The organism is Actinomyces oris (assembly GCF_001553935.1).
Classification (GTDB): Bacteria; Actinomycetota; Actinomycetes; order Actinomycetales; family Actinomycetaceae; genus Actinomyces; species Actinomyces oris_A.
Genome location: NZ_CP014232.1, coordinates 2520887 through 2537148, shown reverse-complemented (window position 1 = coordinate 2537148; position 16262 = coordinate 2520887). Strand labels below are relative to the sequence as shown.

Here is a 16262-nt window from a genome sequence, read left to right as displayed (position 1 = left end):
GAGCTCCCCGATCGGTACAGCTAAACCTCGGAGAACATGCCGCACAGCCGGGCGTGCCAGGCCCGCGCGGAGGTGTCCGTCAGGGACGCGATCTGGTCGACCACCACCCGCAGGCGCGCATCATCATTCTCGGCCCGGTGCCAAGCATCGAGCAGAACCGGGTCAATGCCCTTCCCGCCGCCGGTCATGAGGACGTCGGCGAGATCGAAGATGAGGGTGCGCTGACGCAGGTAAACCGGCTCATGCTCACGGGGCTCCATGACGTAGCGCACGGCGATGCCCTTGAGGAGGAGGATCTCCGCGGCCGTCTCCTCGGGAATGACGAGCTCGGCCTCGTAGCGAGTCAAGGGCCCGTCGCCGTAGGTCTGGCGGGTGGCGGCGGCGACAGCGGAGACGAAGCGTCCGATGATCTCGCTGGTGAGGTTCTTCAGGTGCGCTGCGTCGGCCACGGAGCCGTTGTAGGAGCGGATCCAGTAGGGCCGGCCGGCCAGCCTCTCGAAAGCCGCCCCGAGGGTGTCGGCGCTCAGGTCGGTGCCGTACCAGGCCCGCGTGGCCTCGAGCAGCCCATCAACCTCCTTGGAGTCGGTCAGGCAGGCCGGGTCCAGGCGCCCCAGGGCGATCGCGTCCTCGACGTCGTGGACGGAGTAGCCGACGTCGTCGGACAGGTCCATGATCTGCGCCTCGATGCAGCGCCTACCCTCTGGGGCCCCCTGACGCATCCAGGCGAAGATCTCGGCGTCGTCGTCGTAGGAGGAGTACTTACGCGCGCTGCGCCCGTCCGGACCACCCGGTCCCCTGCCCTTGAGCCACGGGTACTTCGCGACGGCGTCGAGGCTGGCCCGCGTCAGATTGACGCCGACCGGCCTCCCGGCTGCGTCGAGGGTCTTGGGCTCCAGCCGGGTGAGGATTCGGAAGGTCTGGGCATTGCCTTCGAAGCCCCCGATCTGGCGGGCCACGACGTCGAGCGCCTTCTCACCGTTGTGCCCGTAGGGGGGATGACCCAGGTCGTGGGACAGGCAGGCGGTATCGACGACGTCGGGGTCGCATCCCAGCGCCTGCCCCAGGGCACGCCCCACCTGCGCCACTTCCAGGGAGTGGGTGAGCCGGGTGCGCACGAAGTCGTCAGCGCCGGGCCCCAGCACCTGGGTCTTGGCCCCCAGGCGCCGCAGCGCCGAGGAGTGCAGGACCCGAGCCCGGTCGCGTTCAAAAGGGGTGCGCTGAGGATTCTTCGCCTGCTCGTGAACGAAGCGGTCCACGTCCTGCGCCTGGTACCCCTCGGACAGGTCAAGTGCGGCCCGTCCGTCGACACGCACAGGTTCGGATCCAGATTTCTGCGCTGACATGGTCACAAGGTAGCGCAGAAGCGGGTTACCATGGTCGTCACCATTCCGACACCTCCGACACCGCCCCAGGGGAGCGCCGGTGCCCGATCCCTCCAGCTTGTGGTCGCCACGCATCCTCCTCACATCGATGAATCACCTCTTGGACGTCAAGTCCCTGGGCACGCGCCCGGCGGAAGGGAGACACCTGCTGTGACCACCACCACGACCCTCGTTCACCGGCCCTACGACGGTCCGGAAGAGTGGTGGCGCCATGCACTGGTCTACGAGATCCCCTCACCGGCCATGGGGGCGGCCGAGCTGGACCGCACCGATCCCATCATCGAGCACGCCCTCTACCTGGGCATGGACGCGGTGCTCATCCGTCCGAGTCTGCTCGATGTGGACACCGAGATGGACTCGATCCGCCGCTTCATCGACAAAGCCGGCGAGCAGGGACTGCGCACCATCGTGCGCATCTCCGGAGCGCTTGGTCCGATCACGGGTCCCTACGCCAAGCAGACCACGGGCTTCGTCACCGGTCTCGAGCAAGCCGCAGACGACCTGCTGCGCCGTTCGGAGGCCTACCTGCAAGCCGGTGCGGCCGGCATCGACCTGGGCACGATCGTCCCTCCCCAGCTCACCAGCGGAATCCGGCTGGATCGACTCAGTACCTACTGCGCCATGCTGCACGGCCAGCTGGCCGAGTACGTCGACGAGGGCATCATCGGTGCCGACGTGACCGCCGACTACCCGGAGTCACTGCGTCATCACCTCCAGGACGACTGGGTGCACCACCTGCGCGATGACTGTCTGACGCTGACACGGTGGAACGCCGAGTCGCTCACGTCCCACCTGACCCGGTCGCTGGACGAGCACGACCGCTTCGGGGCACCCCCCACCTGGCGATTCCTGCCTCCCCACATTCTCTCCGAGCACCTGGATCCGGGAGACGGGCAGCGCTGGTACTCCGTCAACCGAGATGAACGGCTGCGTCGAGGGCTCGCCCTGCAGGCCATGATGCTGGCCCTGCCCGGCTCGCTCTACCTGCGTCAGGGCGATGAGATCGCCCTGTCCGACTCCGACAAGCCGACCGCTCCCTTGGAGCTGGCCGACATGGTGGCTGAGCACACGCAGGTGCAGTCCTCTCAGTTCGGCTCTCCGACAGCGACCGTGCGCCACGCGGCCCACGTGCGGCACGAGTACAACCTGGCCTGCGCTCCCCTGGCCTTCGTCACTGGCCTGGAGTGGTGCCCGCCCCAGACCCTCGCCTTCCTGGTCCGCGGCGTCCTGGTCGTCGTCAACACCTCCGACTCCCCCGTCACCTTGCCGGCTGAGGCCAAAGTTCTTCTGTCCTCTCAGCCCCTGCGTCAGGACGGGGGACGTCTGCTCGTGCCCCCGGCGACGACAACGTGGCTGGAGGCCACAACCGTTGCCTAGGGCACACGGATGCAAGTTTCATTGGTCTCTTGCATTCTTTACATAAGCCGATTAAATTATGGTGCCAGGCGAGGAACTCCTCGCTGCGGATCTGATTCGAAGGAGAATCCCTGTGGCACCCACCCGCCGATCCTTCCTGACGATGGCCGCTCTGGCCTCCACCGTGCCAACGTTGGCCGCCTGCTCCGGCTCGCGCAATACTGCGGGTACGGCGGCCTCGGGCGGCGCTGCCTCACAGGCATCTGACGCCTCGGCAGGCGGCTCCGATGCCGATCTGGTCATCTGGGCGGATCAGAAGAAGGCGGACTCCCTCAAGGAGATCGCCAAGACCTGGGGCAAGCAGCAGGGCATCTCGGTGGCGGTCCAGACCGTCGCCAATGACTTGCAGCCCAACTTCATCACCGCCAACCAGGCCGGCAACGGCCCTGACATCGTCCTCGGCGCACACGACTGGATCGGCAACCTGGTGCAGAACAGCGCGATCCGGCCGGTCGTTCTGAGCCCCGAGGCCGAATCCAACTACTCCGACATCGCGCTCAAGGCGGTCACCTACGACGGCCAGATCTACGCAACGCCCTACGCCGTCGAGTGCCTGGGCCTGTTCGTCAACAAGGCACTGACCTCAGTGACCCAGCCGGCCAGCATCGAGGAGATGATCGAGGCCGGCAAGGCGGCCGGAACCGAGCTCGTCCTGTCGCAGGCCATCGACGAGAAGGGCGACGCCTACAACATGGAGCCGATCTACACCGCCGCCGGCGGATACATGTTCGGCAAGAACCCGGACGGCTCCTACGATCCCAATGACCTCGGTATCGGCAAGGAGGGATCCATCAAGGCCGCGGAGAAGATCCGCCAGCTCGGGCAGCAGGGAGTCCTCAGGAAGTCGGTCACGGCCGCCAACCACATTTCCTTGTTCACCGATGGTAAGGCCCCCTACCTCATCTCGGGGCCATGGGCCCTGGCGGACATCAAGAAAGCCGGCATCGACTACCAGCTCACGCACATTCCGGGATTCAAAGACATCAAGGACAGTCAGGCGAGCCCCTTCGTCGGGGTCAACTGCTTCTACGTCGCCTCCAACGGAAAGAACAAGGCCTTCGCCGAGACCTTCGTGGCCGACGCAGCCAAGGACATGACCTTTGCGGCGTCGATGTTCCCCACCAACGAGCTGCCCCCGGCCCAGAAGGACCTCGCGGACAAGCTCAAGGCGGAGCACCCCGACATGGTCACCTTCGCGGAGCTCTCCGCCAAGGCCGACCCCATGCCCGCGATCCCCGCCATGTCCTCAGTGTGGGAACCCCTTGGACGCGCTCAGGCCAACATCGTCGGTGGGGCCGATCCCGCCAGCACCATGACCGGGGTCGGCCAGACCATCAAGGCGTCGATCAAGGGCTCGTAAACCGCCTCGACGCCGAAGAGCGGAACGCTTCTCCACGCACCCGGTTATTCCTCATACTGCTTTCCCACTTCTGGAAAGGACCCGCAGATAATGACGTCCGCATCCACCACCCCGAGGGAGAAGACCACGACCATCAGAGGTCTCGTCGGTCGCATCATCGTGCTGTCCCTCACGCTGGTCGCAGCGATCTACCTCGTCCCACTTCTTATCGCCTATCGGATGTGGTTGTGGCTGGGAATCGTCGTCCTGACCACGGGGGCCATGTTCCTGCTGTACTCGACCAAGAGATTCGTGCCCGCCAAGTACCTCTTCCCCGGCACGTTCTTCCTCACCGTCTTCCTCATCGTCCCCATCGTGCTGACCATTCAAACCTCCTTCACCAACTTCGGGGACGGGTATCGCGGGACCAAGGAGGAGGCCATCGCCTCCATCACCAACAACTCCATGGTCCGCACCGAGGACTCTCCCACCTATGGTCTGTCAGTCGCGACCGACGGCGACGTCACCAAGGGCCCCTTCTCACTGTTCCTCGTCAATCCGCAGACCAAGGAGGTGCTGCGGGGAAGTGACGGGAAGAAGCTGGAGAAGGTCGACGCCAGCACCGTCACCGTCGACAACGGCGTGGTGACCAAGGCGGAGGGATACACGATCCTGTCCCCCAGGCAGATCAACACCGCCTACGAGGACATCAGCGCCATGTCGGTTCCCTTCACGGACAAGACCACGGTCAAGGTTCAGGGCATCCGGACCGCTTTCGAGGGAACCAAGCGGATGGTCTACAACAAGTCCTCCGACACCATTACCAACACCGCCACCGGGGACGTCTACTCGGTCAAGAAGGTGGGGCTGTCCGAGCACTTCGTCAACGCCGAGGGAGAGAGCCTGGCCCAGTCCTGGAAGCAGAACGTGGGACTGGCCAACTACTCACGGCTCTTCACTGAGGGCAACCTGGCCTCCCAGTTCCTCAAGGCCTTCGCATGGACCATCATCTTCGCCCTGGGCTCGGTGCTGCTCACCTTCGGCCTCGGTTTCTTCTTGGCGCTGACCCTCAATGATGATCGTATCAAGGGTAAGAAGCTCTACCGCTCCTTCCTCCTGCTGCCCTACGCCGTACCCGGCTTCATCTCGCTGCTCGTGTGGTCGAACTTCTACAACCAGGACTTCGGCCTCATCAATCGGATGATGCACCTCAGTATCCCGTGGCTGTCCGACCCGACCATGGCCAAGATCGCCGTCCTGCTCACCAACACGTGGATGGGCTTCCCCTACATGTTCATCGTGTGCACCGGCGCTCTGCAGTCCATCTCCGGCGATGTCAAGGAGGCGGCCAAGATGGACGGCGCCAGTGGCATGCAGGCCACATGGCGCATCGTCACCCCACTGCTCCTGGTCGCCGTCGCCCCTCTGCTGGTGAGCACCTTCGCCTTCAACTTCAACAACTTCAATGCCATCCAGCTGCTGACCGAGGGTGGGCCCTTCCCGGCCGGGGAGTACACACGCGGCGGAACCGACATCCTCATCTCCATGGTCTACCGCATCGCCTTCGGCCGTGCCGGCTCGGACTTCGGATTCGCCTCGGCCGTCTCCGTGGTCCTGTTCGCCGTCACCGGCGTCCTGGCCGCATTGCAGTTCCGAGCCACCAAGAAGCTCGAAGACGTCAACTGACCAGCCGACCTCGGAAAGAACATCATCATGAGCACCTCATCGCAGCCCGTGTCCCGGTCCGCATCAAACAGTTCCGAGGACAGCGTCGTCATCGAGAATCACATGCCGTTCTCACGCTGGTTCCGGGAGATCGGCTGGAGACACGTCGTCGGCGTCATTGCCCTGGTCTTCGCAGCCTTCCCCGTCCTCTACGTCATCTCCGCCTCTCTCAACCCCCTGGGCACGGTGGCATCCACCGGGTTGATCCCCACCAAGGTGAGTCTGGTCAACTACCAGAACCTGCTATCCGGGGCACGGGGCCCATTCCTGCGCTGGTACCTCAACACGATCATCATCTGCACAGTGGTGGCAACCGCTCAGGTCTTCCTGTCCCTGCTGGGGGCCTACGCCTTCTCCCGGTTCCGCTTCACTGGACGCCGCGGCGGCCTGCTCGCCCTGCTCCTGATTATGATGTTCCCCGCGATCCTGTCCATGATCGCCATCTACACGATGATCTCCGACATCGGCCAGGTCGTCCCCTTCCTCGGCCTCAACACCCTGGCCGGCTACAGCCTGGCGCTCATGGGCGGAGCACTGGGGCAGGTGTGGCTCATCAAGGGAACCTTCGACACGATTCCCCGTGAGCTCGATGAAGCCGCCATCATCGACGGCTGCACGCACTGGCAGGTCTTCCGCATCATCCTTCTGCCCACGCTCAAGCCGATCATCGCCACCACCTTCCTGCTGGCCTTCGTGGGTGTCATCAGCGAGTTCCTCCTGGGCTCGATCATTCTGACCGACAACTCCCAGAAGACGCTCGCCGTGGGGCTCTACGGCATGCTCGTCGGCGACCGCTCCAACAACCTGGGGATCTTCGCTGCCGGAGCGGTCCTCACCATGGCCCCGGTGATCGCTCTGTTCCAGTACTTGCAGCGCTACATCGTCGGCGGATCGATCTCGGGCGCGGTCAAGGGCTGATCAGGGTCGGACGACTTCACGCGCACCCCGGTCCCTCAGCCGAAGATCAGGGGCCGACGGCGCCACCTCACCGTCCCGGATTCCCACGAACGGGACATGACCTGCGATGATGGTCAGTCGAGGGACGCGACGTTCCGCTGTCGGTTCAGGCGAGTCAGCCCCTCCATCCTGACCGTTCTTCGTAGGATTCACTCATGCCACAGAGACTCACTCTCACTGACATCGCCGACCAGGCGGGCGTCTCCACCGCAACTGTCTCCCGTGTGCTCAATGGAAAGTCCAACGTGGCGGACTCGACCCGCCGGCAGGTGCTCGCTGCGCTCGACATCTTGGGTTATGAGCGTCCCGAGTCGGTGCACCAGACCTCCCGCGGTCTCATGGGGCTGATCGTGCCCGAGCTGAGCAACCCGATCTTTCCGCTGTTCGCCCAGCAGATCGAGCAGCTCCTGGCCCCCTCCGGGCACACTCCCCTGCTGTGCACCCAGACCCCCGGCGGCATCAGCGAAGACGAGTACATCGAGATGCTCGTGGACCGCGGTGTCGCCGGCATCATCTTCGTCTCCGGACGCCACGCGGACACCACCGGCGATGTCACCCGCTACCAGCGCCTGCGTGAGCGCGGCGTACCGTTGGTGACGATCAACGGCAACGCGCCTACCATCAAGGCACCGGGCTTCGCCACCGATGACCGCCGGGCGACCCGGATGGCGGTCGATCACCTCATCGCCCTGGGGCATCAGCGCGTCGGTCTGGCCATGGGGCCAATGCGCATGGTGCCGGCTCAGCGCAAGCGCTCCGGCTACGAGGACGCCATGAGCGAGAGTCTGCCCGAGGAACCCCTGCGGATCGTGGAGACGCTCTACACCTACGAGGGCGGGGTCAGCGCGGCGCTGCACCTGCTGGAGCAGGGCTGCACCGGCATCGTGTGCTCCTCGGACGTCATGGCCCTGGGAGTGGTCCACGGGGTGCGCCAGACGGGCAGGTCAGTTCCTCATGACGTCTCCGTCATCGGCTACGACGACTCACCGCTCATCCCCATGACCGACCCGCCGCTGACCACGGTGCGCCAGCCCGTGGAGTCCATCTGCCGGGCGGCCGTCTCCACGCTCCTCGCACAGCTCAACGGGCAACGACCGGCCGACACCGAGATGCTCTTCGCCCCAGACCTCATCGTGCGTGACTCAACCGCCGCGGCCCCCATCGACTGAGCCGCGCGACTCGCAGCGGAGCCCTGGCGTCAAGCATCCGCTCAGCGCGACCACGTACGGGCCAGTCGGGAGCCGAGGTCCATCAGCCGTGCCTCCAGCCCGTGAAAGTCAGTCGCGTCCCAGGGCTCGGTGGCATGAGACTCCTGCAGCCCGTAGGCGTTGGTGACGCCGGCGGCGGCCAGCTCACCGCGACTGACGGCGCAGCGCCCGCACACCACGATGCACGGCAGCGCCTGGGATGCGGCGTTCTGACCGACGACGCCCACGACGCCGTCGGCCAGGACGTCGTAGAGCTCTCCCCAGGCGGCGACGACCAGGTCCTGCCCGTAGGCGGCCTCGCTCAAACTGACGAGCTCAGCCATGACTCGCGCCCCGGGCCGCGCCCATGCGCCCAGGGCCCGCAGCACCAGGGCGCTGCCCCCGCCCGCCCCGGTTCCCCAGGTGGACGCGCTCAGGCGAGCAGTTCCGGTGGAGTCCCCCGCATGCGCGGAGGCGGAGGGTCCGACGTCGTCCAGCGCGGAGACGACAGGCAGTGGCCTGTGTGGACCGACGGCACCAGCATCGAGATCCTGAGCCTCGCTGACGACTTCCATCGCCCGGGCGCAGGCGCGCCGGTCCAGCTCCTGTGCCCGCTCAGGGCTGATGGCACTGATGCTCGCCAGGGCCGCCCCGGCACCACTCATGCCTCCCAGGGCGATGTCGTCGGCCAAGACCAGTCCCAGGCTGCGATGCGACAGCAGCTCCTTGGCTGCTCGTAGGCCGCCGAGCGCGTCCATGGCTCCCAGGCCCCCGTCGTGAACGGCGGAGCGCGACATCCCCACCAGGAGCGTGTCCAAGGGGCCGGTACGGCTCAGGGCTGCACCGATAACTTCTCCCAAACCGGAGGTGCTGCCCTCCAGCGCCTCCTGGGCCGCCTCATCGGGATCAGCCGGCAGTGCCAACAGCCGAGCGGCATCCAGGAACCAGGTGCTCGCCTCGCCTCGATGCCGGTTCCCGGATCGTGCCGCCCTGGGGACCAGACGCACCAGGTCGACCTCTCTGACCTGTCCGAGCGGCCCCCGCCCCTGAATGACCTCCCGGGAGACGACCTGATCGGGGGCGATCACCTGGGCCGAGCCCGGTCCGCCGTCCGCCATGGGCAGCAGGGTCAGGGCATCATGGGGGCGCACCGCCCGCCAGCCACGCGCCAGGCAGGAGGCGACCCGGCCCGGGGCGAGACCTGGTCCCGAGCCCGCCAGAGGCACTCCAGCGGGCTCGGGCCACAGCCCGCCAGGAGCAAGAAGAACCTTCATGGGCTCATTCTCCGGTGACAGGCTCGGCGTGCACTGGCCGTCATGAGTCGATGGCGCCGCCCAGGCGGGCCAGAAGAAGGGCTTCGGCGGCCACGATGTGCTCAAGCTCGCCCAGGTGCATGGACTCGTTCTCGCTGTGGGCCCGGGTGTCGGGGTCCTCGATCCCGGTGACAAGCACCTGGGCGTCGGGGAAGGTCTCCTTCAGGGTGGCGATGAAGGGGATGGAGCCGCCCTGTCCGATGTTGACGGCCTCGGTGTCCCAGGCGGTGGACAGGGCCCAGTGGGCGGCCTCGGAGGCGGGGGTGACCTCGGAGCCGTCGAAGGCGGGCCCGGCTTCACGGCCGGTGACGGTCAGGCGGCCCCCGAAGGGTACGTGCTTCTCCAGGTGGGCGACCAGGGCCTCCTGGGCTGCGGCCGGGTCCTGCCCGGGTGCGATGCGCAGCGAGAGTCGGGCCGTGCACGAAGGGGTCAGGACGTTGCCGGCCAGGTCCAGGGGCGTGACGTCCATGCCGATGAGCGTCAGGGAGGGCTTGGTCCACAGCCGGGCGGTGAGGTCGCCGGTGCCGGAGAGCTCGACGCCGTCGAGGATGCCGGCATCGGCGCGGAAGTCGGCCTCCGGGTAGACGGGAAAGTCGGCATCGGCCTGGGACTGGCTGACCAGCCCTGCCACGGCGACGTCACCGGCCTCGTCGTGGCAGGAGGCGATCAGTCGGCACATGGCGGTGGCGGCATCCAGCACGGGGCCGCCGTACATGCCGGAGTGAAGCGCGTGGTCGAGCATGTCGAGACGAACATCGACCTGGACGACGCCGCGCAGCGAGGTGGTCAGGGACGGGACGCCGACCTTCCAGTTGGAGGAGTCGGCCACGACGATGACGTCGGAGGCCAGGCGGTCACGGTGAGTGGTCAGGAAGTTCTCGAAGGAGGGGCTGCCGACCTCCTCCTCGCCCTCGATGAAGACCGTCACGGAGCAGGGCAGCTCACCGTCGGCCAGGGAGGCCAGGATGCGCAGGGCGTGGGCGTGGGTGATGACGCCGGCCTTGTCGTCAGCGGTTCCGCGTCCGAACAGCCGTTCCCCGCGCCGCTCGGCGGTGAAGGGGTCGGCCTGGTCCCAGCCGGTCGGGTCGCCGACGGGCTGGACGTCGTGGTGGGAGTAGAGCAGGACGTGCGGGCTGCCCTGGGGGCCGGCCTTGTGGGCCAGGACGGCGGGCCGGCCGGGGGTGCCGTCGGGGGCGGGCACGGAGAGGATCTCGACATCCAGACCGCTGTCGCGCAGGAGCGCGGCCACGGCCTCGGCGGAGCGCTGAACCTGGGACTGGTCGTGGCTGGAGGCGGAGACCGAGGGGATCGCGACCAGGTCCGTCAGGTCGGAGACGATGGTGGGCATGGAGGTGTGCACGGCGGTGCGCACGGCATCAACAGTGATCATGGTTTTCAGGGTATCGCGCCGCTGCCGCTAGTCTTGACACCGTGAGCCTGTTCAAGAAGCGCAGCCAGACCCCTGAGCCGGAGCCCGTGGCCGAGCCCTCCCCCAAGCCCGGAGGCAAGGGACGCCCCACGCCCCGGCGCAAGGACCAGCAGGCCAAGAACCTGCACCCGGTGGTCCCCAAAGACCGTGCGGCCGCCAAGCGAGAGGCGCGAGCGGCCCGTGACGCCGCTTGGGAGCGTCAGAACAAGGCCATGGTCACCGGTGAGGAGAAGTACCTCCCGTCCAGGGAGAAGGGGCCGATCAAGCGCTACATCCGTGACTACGTCGACGCGCGCTTCAACCTGGGTGAGTACTTCATGCCCCTCATCTTCGTCCTGCTCATCATCTCCTTCGGGTTCAGCAGCCTCCTGCCCCACTACCCGCTCATCAGCTTCTACACAGTGCTGGCGATGAACGGCTACCTGCTGGCGGCGATCGCCGACGCCGTCTGGTGCTGGACGCGCCTGCGCCGCCGCCTGACCGCGAAGTTCGGCCAGGAGAAGGTCAAGGACGAGGGGACGATCCTCTTCTACATCATGTCGCGCTGCTTCATGCTGCGGCGCTGGCGCCGTCCCGCCGCCCTGGTCGAGCGGGGCCAGTACCCGTCCTGATCCGTTCCGGTCCGCTGTGGGGCGGCCCCGGACCTGGGGCTCAGGCAGTCGCCCGGGCGGCGGAACCGGTGGCCAGGGCCCGGTTGATGCGCCCCGGCCAGGCGGGGCCGTTGTAGATGAAGGCCGTGTAGGCCTGAAGCAGGTCCGCTCCCGCGTCGAGCATGAGCTCGGCATCCATGACGGAGGAGATGCCGCCGACGCCGATGATCGTAGGCCCTTGCCCCAGCCCGTGGCGCAGGCGGCGCACGACCTCCAGGGCGCGGGGCAGAAGTGGGGCGCCGGACAGGCCGCCCTCCCCCAGGTCGTGGTCGATGGTCGTGTTGGTGGCCACCACCCCGTCGAGGCCCATGTCCAGGACCATCTGGGCGACGGCGTCGATGTCCTCGTCAGCCAGGTCCGGGGCGATCTTGACCAGGAGCGGAACGTGGCGCCTGGCGGCGCGGTCGGCGGCCTCGCGCACCGCTTCAAGGATCGGGCGCAGCGTCTCAACGCTCTGCAGGCTGCGCAGCCCGGGGGTGTTGGGGCTGGAGACGTTGACGACGAGGTAGTCGACCCAGCGGGCCACTGCCGCGGCCGAGTAGCGGTAGTCCTCCACCGCCTCCTCGAGCGGGGTCACCTTGGTCTTGCCGATGTTCGCTCCGACGACGATGGATCGCCCTCGAGGGGTGCGGCGCAGTGCCCGCAGGCGCTTGGCGGCCTCATCCGCCCCGGAGTTGTTGAAGCCCATGCGGTTGCGCACGGCACGCATCTGCGGGTAGCGCCACATGCGGGGCTTGTCGTTGCCGCCCTGGGGGTGGGCGGTGAAGGTGCCGACCTCGATGAAGCCGAAGCCGAGCATGTCCAGGCCCTCGACGGCCTGTCCCTCCTTGTCCATACCCGCGGCGAGCCCAAGGATGCCGGGCACAGGTCGGGCGAAGGGGCCGCCCTGGTTGGCCGAGGGCACCGGGAAGACCGGCCTGCGCCCCCACATCTGGCGCACTACGTCCCTAACAAGGGGAACCTTGCCGGTGATCTCGATCGCGTCCAGGCACACGTCATGGATCAGCTCGGGGTCGATACGGGTCAGCACGGTCTTGTACAGCAGGTCGTAGAGCACGGCATCAGGCTACCCCGACCAGGCCTTCCAGGGACTGTGCAGGGTCCCGCCGTTATTCTCCTCGGTGTCCCCGCTTCGCGCCGGTCACGGTGTCACGGTAGCGTGGACTTCGTCCGAGCCTCATTGCAGGCGTGTTCTCAGAGGTGGCCAGTGTCCTTCAACCGCGATATTCAGCTCGACCCCAACCGGGTCCAGACCCGTTCCGGCGGAGGTCGGGGCGCCGTGATCGGTGGCGGCTCCATCCTGACCGTCATCGCCGTCGTCCTCATCTCCCAGCTCACGGGAGTGGACCTGACCTCCATGCTGGGAGCGCAGCAGCAGACCGGGACGACGACGTCGACGGCCTCATCGATCGACACCTCCGTGTGCACCAGCGGGGACAGTGCCAACAAGTACACCCAGTGCCGCATGGTGGCCACCGCGGAGTCCCTCGACGCGGTGTGGACCGAGCAGCTGCCTTCCCAGGCGGGGCTCAAGTACGCCAAGCCCGAGTTCGTCCTGTGGGACGGCAGCCAGATCTCCTCGGCCTGCGGTAATGCCTCCTCAGCGGTGGGTCCCTTCTACTGCTCTGGGGACCGGACCGTCTACCTGGACATGAGCTTCTTCTCCGAGATGGAGCGCTCCTTGGGGGCCGCTGACACGCCCCTGGCGGAGGAGTACATCGTGGCCCACGAGTTCGGCCACCACATCCAGCACCTGACCGGGCAGATGGCCAAGGCCGACCGCTCGGGCAGCGGTGCGACGTCGGACTCGGTGCGACTGGAGCTCCAGGCGGACTGCTACGCGGGAATCTGGGTCAACCACGCCTCCTCCACCCCAGACCCGGACACCGGCAAGCCCTTCCTCAACCGTCCCAGCAGTGAGGAGATCAAGGGCGCGCTGGGCGCGGCCGAGGCCGTGGGTGATGACCACATCCAGGAGCGGGCCAAGGGGCACGTCGACTCCGACACGTGGACCCACGGCTCCTCCGAGCAGCGCGTGCGCTGGTTCACCACCGGAATGGACTCCGGCTCGATGCAGGCCTGCAACACCTTCGCCGTCGACGCCTCCCAGCTCTGAGACGCACCAGGGCGACGCTGTTCGTCGTCCTGACTCGTCCTGTCTCTCCACCGAGTTTCTCGGCCTGAAGGGGCCCGCCGCCTTGAGAGCGGCGGGCCCCGTTTGCGTGCGACGTTGCGTCACACCCGACAGTGGGCTCATGACACCCGAGCCACCAGCGACAGCGCCGTTACCAGTTCTCAGGAGGACACCATGACCAGGGCACTCATCATTGTTGAGTCCTGCTTCGGCAATACCCGGGCCATCGCCGAGGCCGTTGCCGCCGGGTTGATCGAGGGCGGCGTCGAGGCGCAGATGGTCGACGTCGCCCAGGCGCCAGGCGCTCTGCCCGAGGACCTGGATCTGCTCGTCCTGGCAGCCCCCACTCACAACCGGGGTCTGCCCACTGCGGCTACGCGGGCCAAGGCCCGTGCGCAGGCGGGGCCGGGCAACAACTCCCCGGGGATCAGCGAGTGGCTGGGAGACGCAGAGGTTCCAACCGCTCTCAGCGTCGCCGCCTTCGACACGGTCATCTCCAAGGGCTGGCTCAGCGGCTCAGCGGCCAAGGCGATCGCCAAGACGCTACAGCGGCGTCAGGGTCGGCGGACGGTGTCGGTCAGAAGCTTCGTGGTCACGGCGAGCAAGGGCCCGCTGGCCACCGGCCAGGAGACCGACGCCCACAGCTGGGGACGCGAGCTCGCGGACTCGGTGAAGACCGGATAGCGACAGGCGCCGCCGCGACAACGACTGCACATCGCATCATCGGAAGGAAAACAACAACATGACAGCAACGAACCGCGACAAGTCGTCCCGGCAGCAGCTGAGCGGACGAAACATCGCCGGAGCATGCCTGGCCGTCTGCGGTCTCCTCATCATCATCTGGGGAGCGACACTCGAGCCCGTCAACGTCACTGACCCAGGCTTCATGTCCTTCGCCGTCAGTGGGCTGGTGATCGTTGGAGCCGGAGCATGCCTGGCGACGGCACTTCCTCGCGCCGCTCGTGTCACGCTCATCTGGCTGGCAACACTGGCGGCAATGCACTATCTGTTCATCATCGGCATGGCGGTTATCATGTCCCTGATGAGCTGTGTGGTGGTCGCTGGGATCGCCGCCTGGCTGTCCATCAGAATCTTGAGATGAGGTGAGGCGGCCGCCGCGATGCGGCAACAGAGTGACGGCGAAGTCGCTTCGGGACGATTCAGACCGAACCGGCTTCGCCATCTCTTCCCGGGCGGTTCAGTAGTAGCGCCACTGCCGCATGTCTTGGTTGTAGACCTCGACGATCCGGGGATGCAGAAGGGTGGAGGGCTCCATGGTTTCGGTGCGGGCCGGCTTGGTTCGCATGATGAACTCCAGGGTCTTCCGGTCCTGGTAGGTCAGGCCCTTGGGTAGCGGCTGGCTGATGAGGTTCTGCGGCGTCCTGGTGGACAGCACGAAGCCCCACTCCCCGAAGGAGGGGACATTGGTGGAGAAGGGCAGGATCTGTCGATCCGGCTGAGCGGCGGCGACGGTGCTGGCCACTGTGGAGAAGGCATGGGGTGAGAAGAAGGTGGAGGTGGCCTGGGTGACCATGACGCCCTCGGGTGCCAGCCGTGCCTCGATGTTCCGATAGAACTCGGTGGAGTAGAGCTTGGCGAGCTTCTCGTTGGAGGGGTCGACCAGGTCGATGAGAACGACGTCGTAGGTCGCCTTGAAGTCCTGGACGTAGGTGAAAGCGTCGTCGTTGACGACCTTCACCCTGGGGTCGGACAGGGAGGCGTGGTTGAGGTCCTTGAGCAGGCGGTTATTCCGCGCCAGCTCGGTGACATCAGGATCGATGTCTACGATGGTGACGTCCGTGACGCTGGGGTAGCGCAGGATCTCCCGGGTCAGCAGGCCGTCGCCGCCGCCGAGTACGAGGACGTGGGCGGGATCCTTCACCGAGGTCATGGCACTCGCGGACAGGGTCTCGTGGTACCTGGCCTCGTCCAGGCTGGAGAACTGGAGCTGGCCGTTGAGGTACAGGCGCAGGTCGTCCTGGTACTGGGTAAGGACGACCTTCTGGTAAGCGGTCTGCTGGTAGTAGACGATCGGGTCGTTGTAGGTGAGCGCCTCCACGCTGCGCTCGATGCGGTTGGCGGCTGCGAACATGCCGACCAGTGCCACCACGGCGGCAGTGGCCGCCCACAGGATCTTGCGCGGTGTGCGCACCTGGAGCAGGACGAGCAGTGCCACCAGGACGTTGAGGGCACCTACCAGGTAGGCCCCGCGCATGAGACCGAGCTGTGGGAGGAGCACCAGGGGGAAGACCAGGGAGGCCACCAGGGAGCCGAAGTAGTCGATGGCCATGACCTTGCCGAGCAGCTCACTGGTCGAGCGGCGCCCGAAGGCCGCGAAGGTCCGCACCAACAGCGGGATCTCCAAGCCGATGAGGATGCCGATGGTCAGGCTGATGCCGCCGAAGACGACCCAGTGCAGGCGGGTGCGCCCAAAGGCCAGGTACAGCAGGAGGACGGAGTTGCCACCGATGAGGCCCAGGAGCACCTCGCTGACACCGAAGACGACTGCCGGCGCTGCACGGAAGCGGTTGACCAACAGTGAGCCGATGCCCATGCCGAACAGGGTGATACCGGTGGCCAGACTGAAGCTGAGCACGGAGTCGCCCAGGAGGTAGGAGGCGGCGGTGCCCAGGATGAGCTCGTAGATGAGCCCGCCGATCGCGGCGAGCAGCGCCGCAGTGAACAGGGCGACGTTCTCTCGTCGCCCGATTCGGCCGTGGGTCATGGTGT

14 protein-coding genes are annotated in these 16262 nt (G+C 66.6%); 9 read left to right on the top strand and 5 right to left on the bottom strand.

All coding sequences use genetic code 11. The annotated features are described in order from the left end of the window. Positions 1–20 precede the first annotated feature (20 nt). Positions 21–1343: a deoxyguanosinetriphosphate triphosphohydrolase gene (locus tag AXE84_RS10225; RefSeq protein WP_150116271.1), complete on the bottom strand. Its 1323-nt coding sequence runs from the start codon at positions 1341–1343 to the stop codon at positions 21–23. A gap of 189 nt (positions 1344–1532) precedes the next feature. Here AXE84_RS10225 and AXE84_RS10220 point away from each other — a divergent pair, with 189 nt between their 5' ends. The 5 genes from AXE84_RS10220 to AXE84_RS10200 all read left to right on the top strand — a co-directional run bounded on the left by AXE84_RS10220 (position 1533) and on the right by AXE84_RS10200 (position 7988). Next, positions 1533–2759, top strand: coding sequence for a hypothetical protein (locus AXE84_RS10220; protein WP_060957797.1), 1227 nt, complete (start codon positions 1533–1535; stop codon positions 2757–2759). A gap of 112 nt (positions 2760–2871) precedes the next feature. Further along, a complete protein-coding gene (locus AXE84_RS10215; RefSeq protein WP_081093149.1) occupies positions 2872–4158 on the top strand; it encodes a sugar ABC transporter substrate-binding protein in 1287 nt (428 codons plus the stop codon). A gap of 90 nt (positions 4159–4248) precedes the next feature. Next, a complete protein-coding gene (locus AXE84_RS10210; protein ID WP_060957796.1) occupies positions 4249–5823 on the top strand; it encodes an ABC transporter permease subunit in 1575 nt (524 codons plus the stop codon). A 27-nt stretch (positions 5824–5850) separates the two neighbouring features. Continuing rightward, positions 5851–6780, top strand: a complete 930-nt coding sequence (locus AXE84_RS10205) for a sugar ABC transporter permease (RefSeq protein ID WP_004564714.1) — start codon at positions 5851–5853, stop codon at positions 6778–6780. A 194-nt stretch (positions 6781–6974) separates the two neighbouring features. Then, positions 6975–7988 (top strand): LacI family DNA-binding transcriptional regulator, encoded by a 1014-nt coding sequence (locus AXE84_RS10200; protein ID WP_010615405.1) that lies wholly within the window; start codon positions 6975–6977, stop codon positions 7986–7988. Between the two features lie 41 nt (positions 7989–8029). On the opposite strand, the gene AXE84_RS10195 is transcribed toward AXE84_RS10200, so the two are convergent. Together AXE84_RS10195 and AXE84_RS10190 are read right to left on the bottom strand one after the other, a co-directional pair. Continuing rightward, positions 8030–9280, bottom strand: coding sequence for a glycerate kinase (locus AXE84_RS10195; RefSeq protein ID WP_060957795.1), 1251 nt, complete (start codon positions 9278–9280; stop codon positions 8030–8032). 40 nt (positions 9281–9320) lie between these two features. Continuing rightward, positions 9321–10709, bottom strand: coding sequence for a dipeptidase (locus tag AXE84_RS10190; protein WP_060957794.1), 1389 nt, complete (start codon positions 10707–10709; stop codon positions 9321–9323). 41 nt (positions 10710–10750) lie between these two features. Between AXE84_RS10190 and AXE84_RS10185 the strand changes: the two genes are divergently transcribed. Next, entirely contained in the window at positions 10751–11359 is a 609-nt protein-coding gene (locus tag AXE84_RS10185; RefSeq protein WP_010615408.1) for a DUF3043 domain-containing protein, read from the top strand. A gap of 40 nt (positions 11360–11399) precedes the next feature. Here the strand turns inward: AXE84_RS10185 and AXE84_RS10180 are convergent, their stop codons facing one another. Next, the gene (locus AXE84_RS10180) at positions 11400–12455 is read right to left on the bottom strand and encodes a quinone-dependent dihydroorotate dehydrogenase (protein WP_060957793.1); all 1056 of its coding nucleotides are present in this window, start codon (positions 12453–12455) and stop codon (positions 11400–11402) included. A gap of 150 nt (positions 12456–12605) precedes the next feature. Between AXE84_RS10180 and AXE84_RS10175 the strand changes: the two genes are divergently transcribed. The 3 genes from AXE84_RS10175 (at position 12606) to AXE84_RS10165 (ending at position 14634) form a co-directional block, all read left to right on the top strand. Beyond that, on the top strand, positions 12606–13514 hold the full coding sequence (locus AXE84_RS10175) for a neutral zinc metallopeptidase (RefSeq protein WP_010615410.1): 909 nt from the start codon (positions 12606–12608) through the stop codon (positions 13512–13514). 192 nt (positions 13515–13706) lie between these two features. Beyond that, positions 13707–14216 (top strand): flavodoxin family protein, encoded by a 510-nt coding sequence (locus tag AXE84_RS10170; RefSeq protein WP_060957792.1) that lies wholly within the window; start codon positions 13707–13709, stop codon positions 14214–14216. 58 nt (positions 14217–14274) lie between these two features. Further along, complete coding sequence (locus tag AXE84_RS10165) at positions 14275–14634, top strand: hypothetical protein (protein ID WP_060957791.1); 360 nt, start codon at positions 14275–14277, stop codon at positions 14632–14634. 96 nt (positions 14635–14730) lie between these two features. On the opposite strand, the gene AXE84_RS10160 is transcribed toward AXE84_RS10165, so the two are convergent. Continuing rightward, positions 14731–16257: a polyamine aminopropyltransferase gene (locus tag AXE84_RS10160; RefSeq protein WP_060957790.1), complete on the bottom strand. Its 1527-nt coding sequence runs from the start codon at positions 16255–16257 to the stop codon at positions 14731–14733. Between the last annotated feature and the right edge of the window lie 5 nt (positions 16258–16262).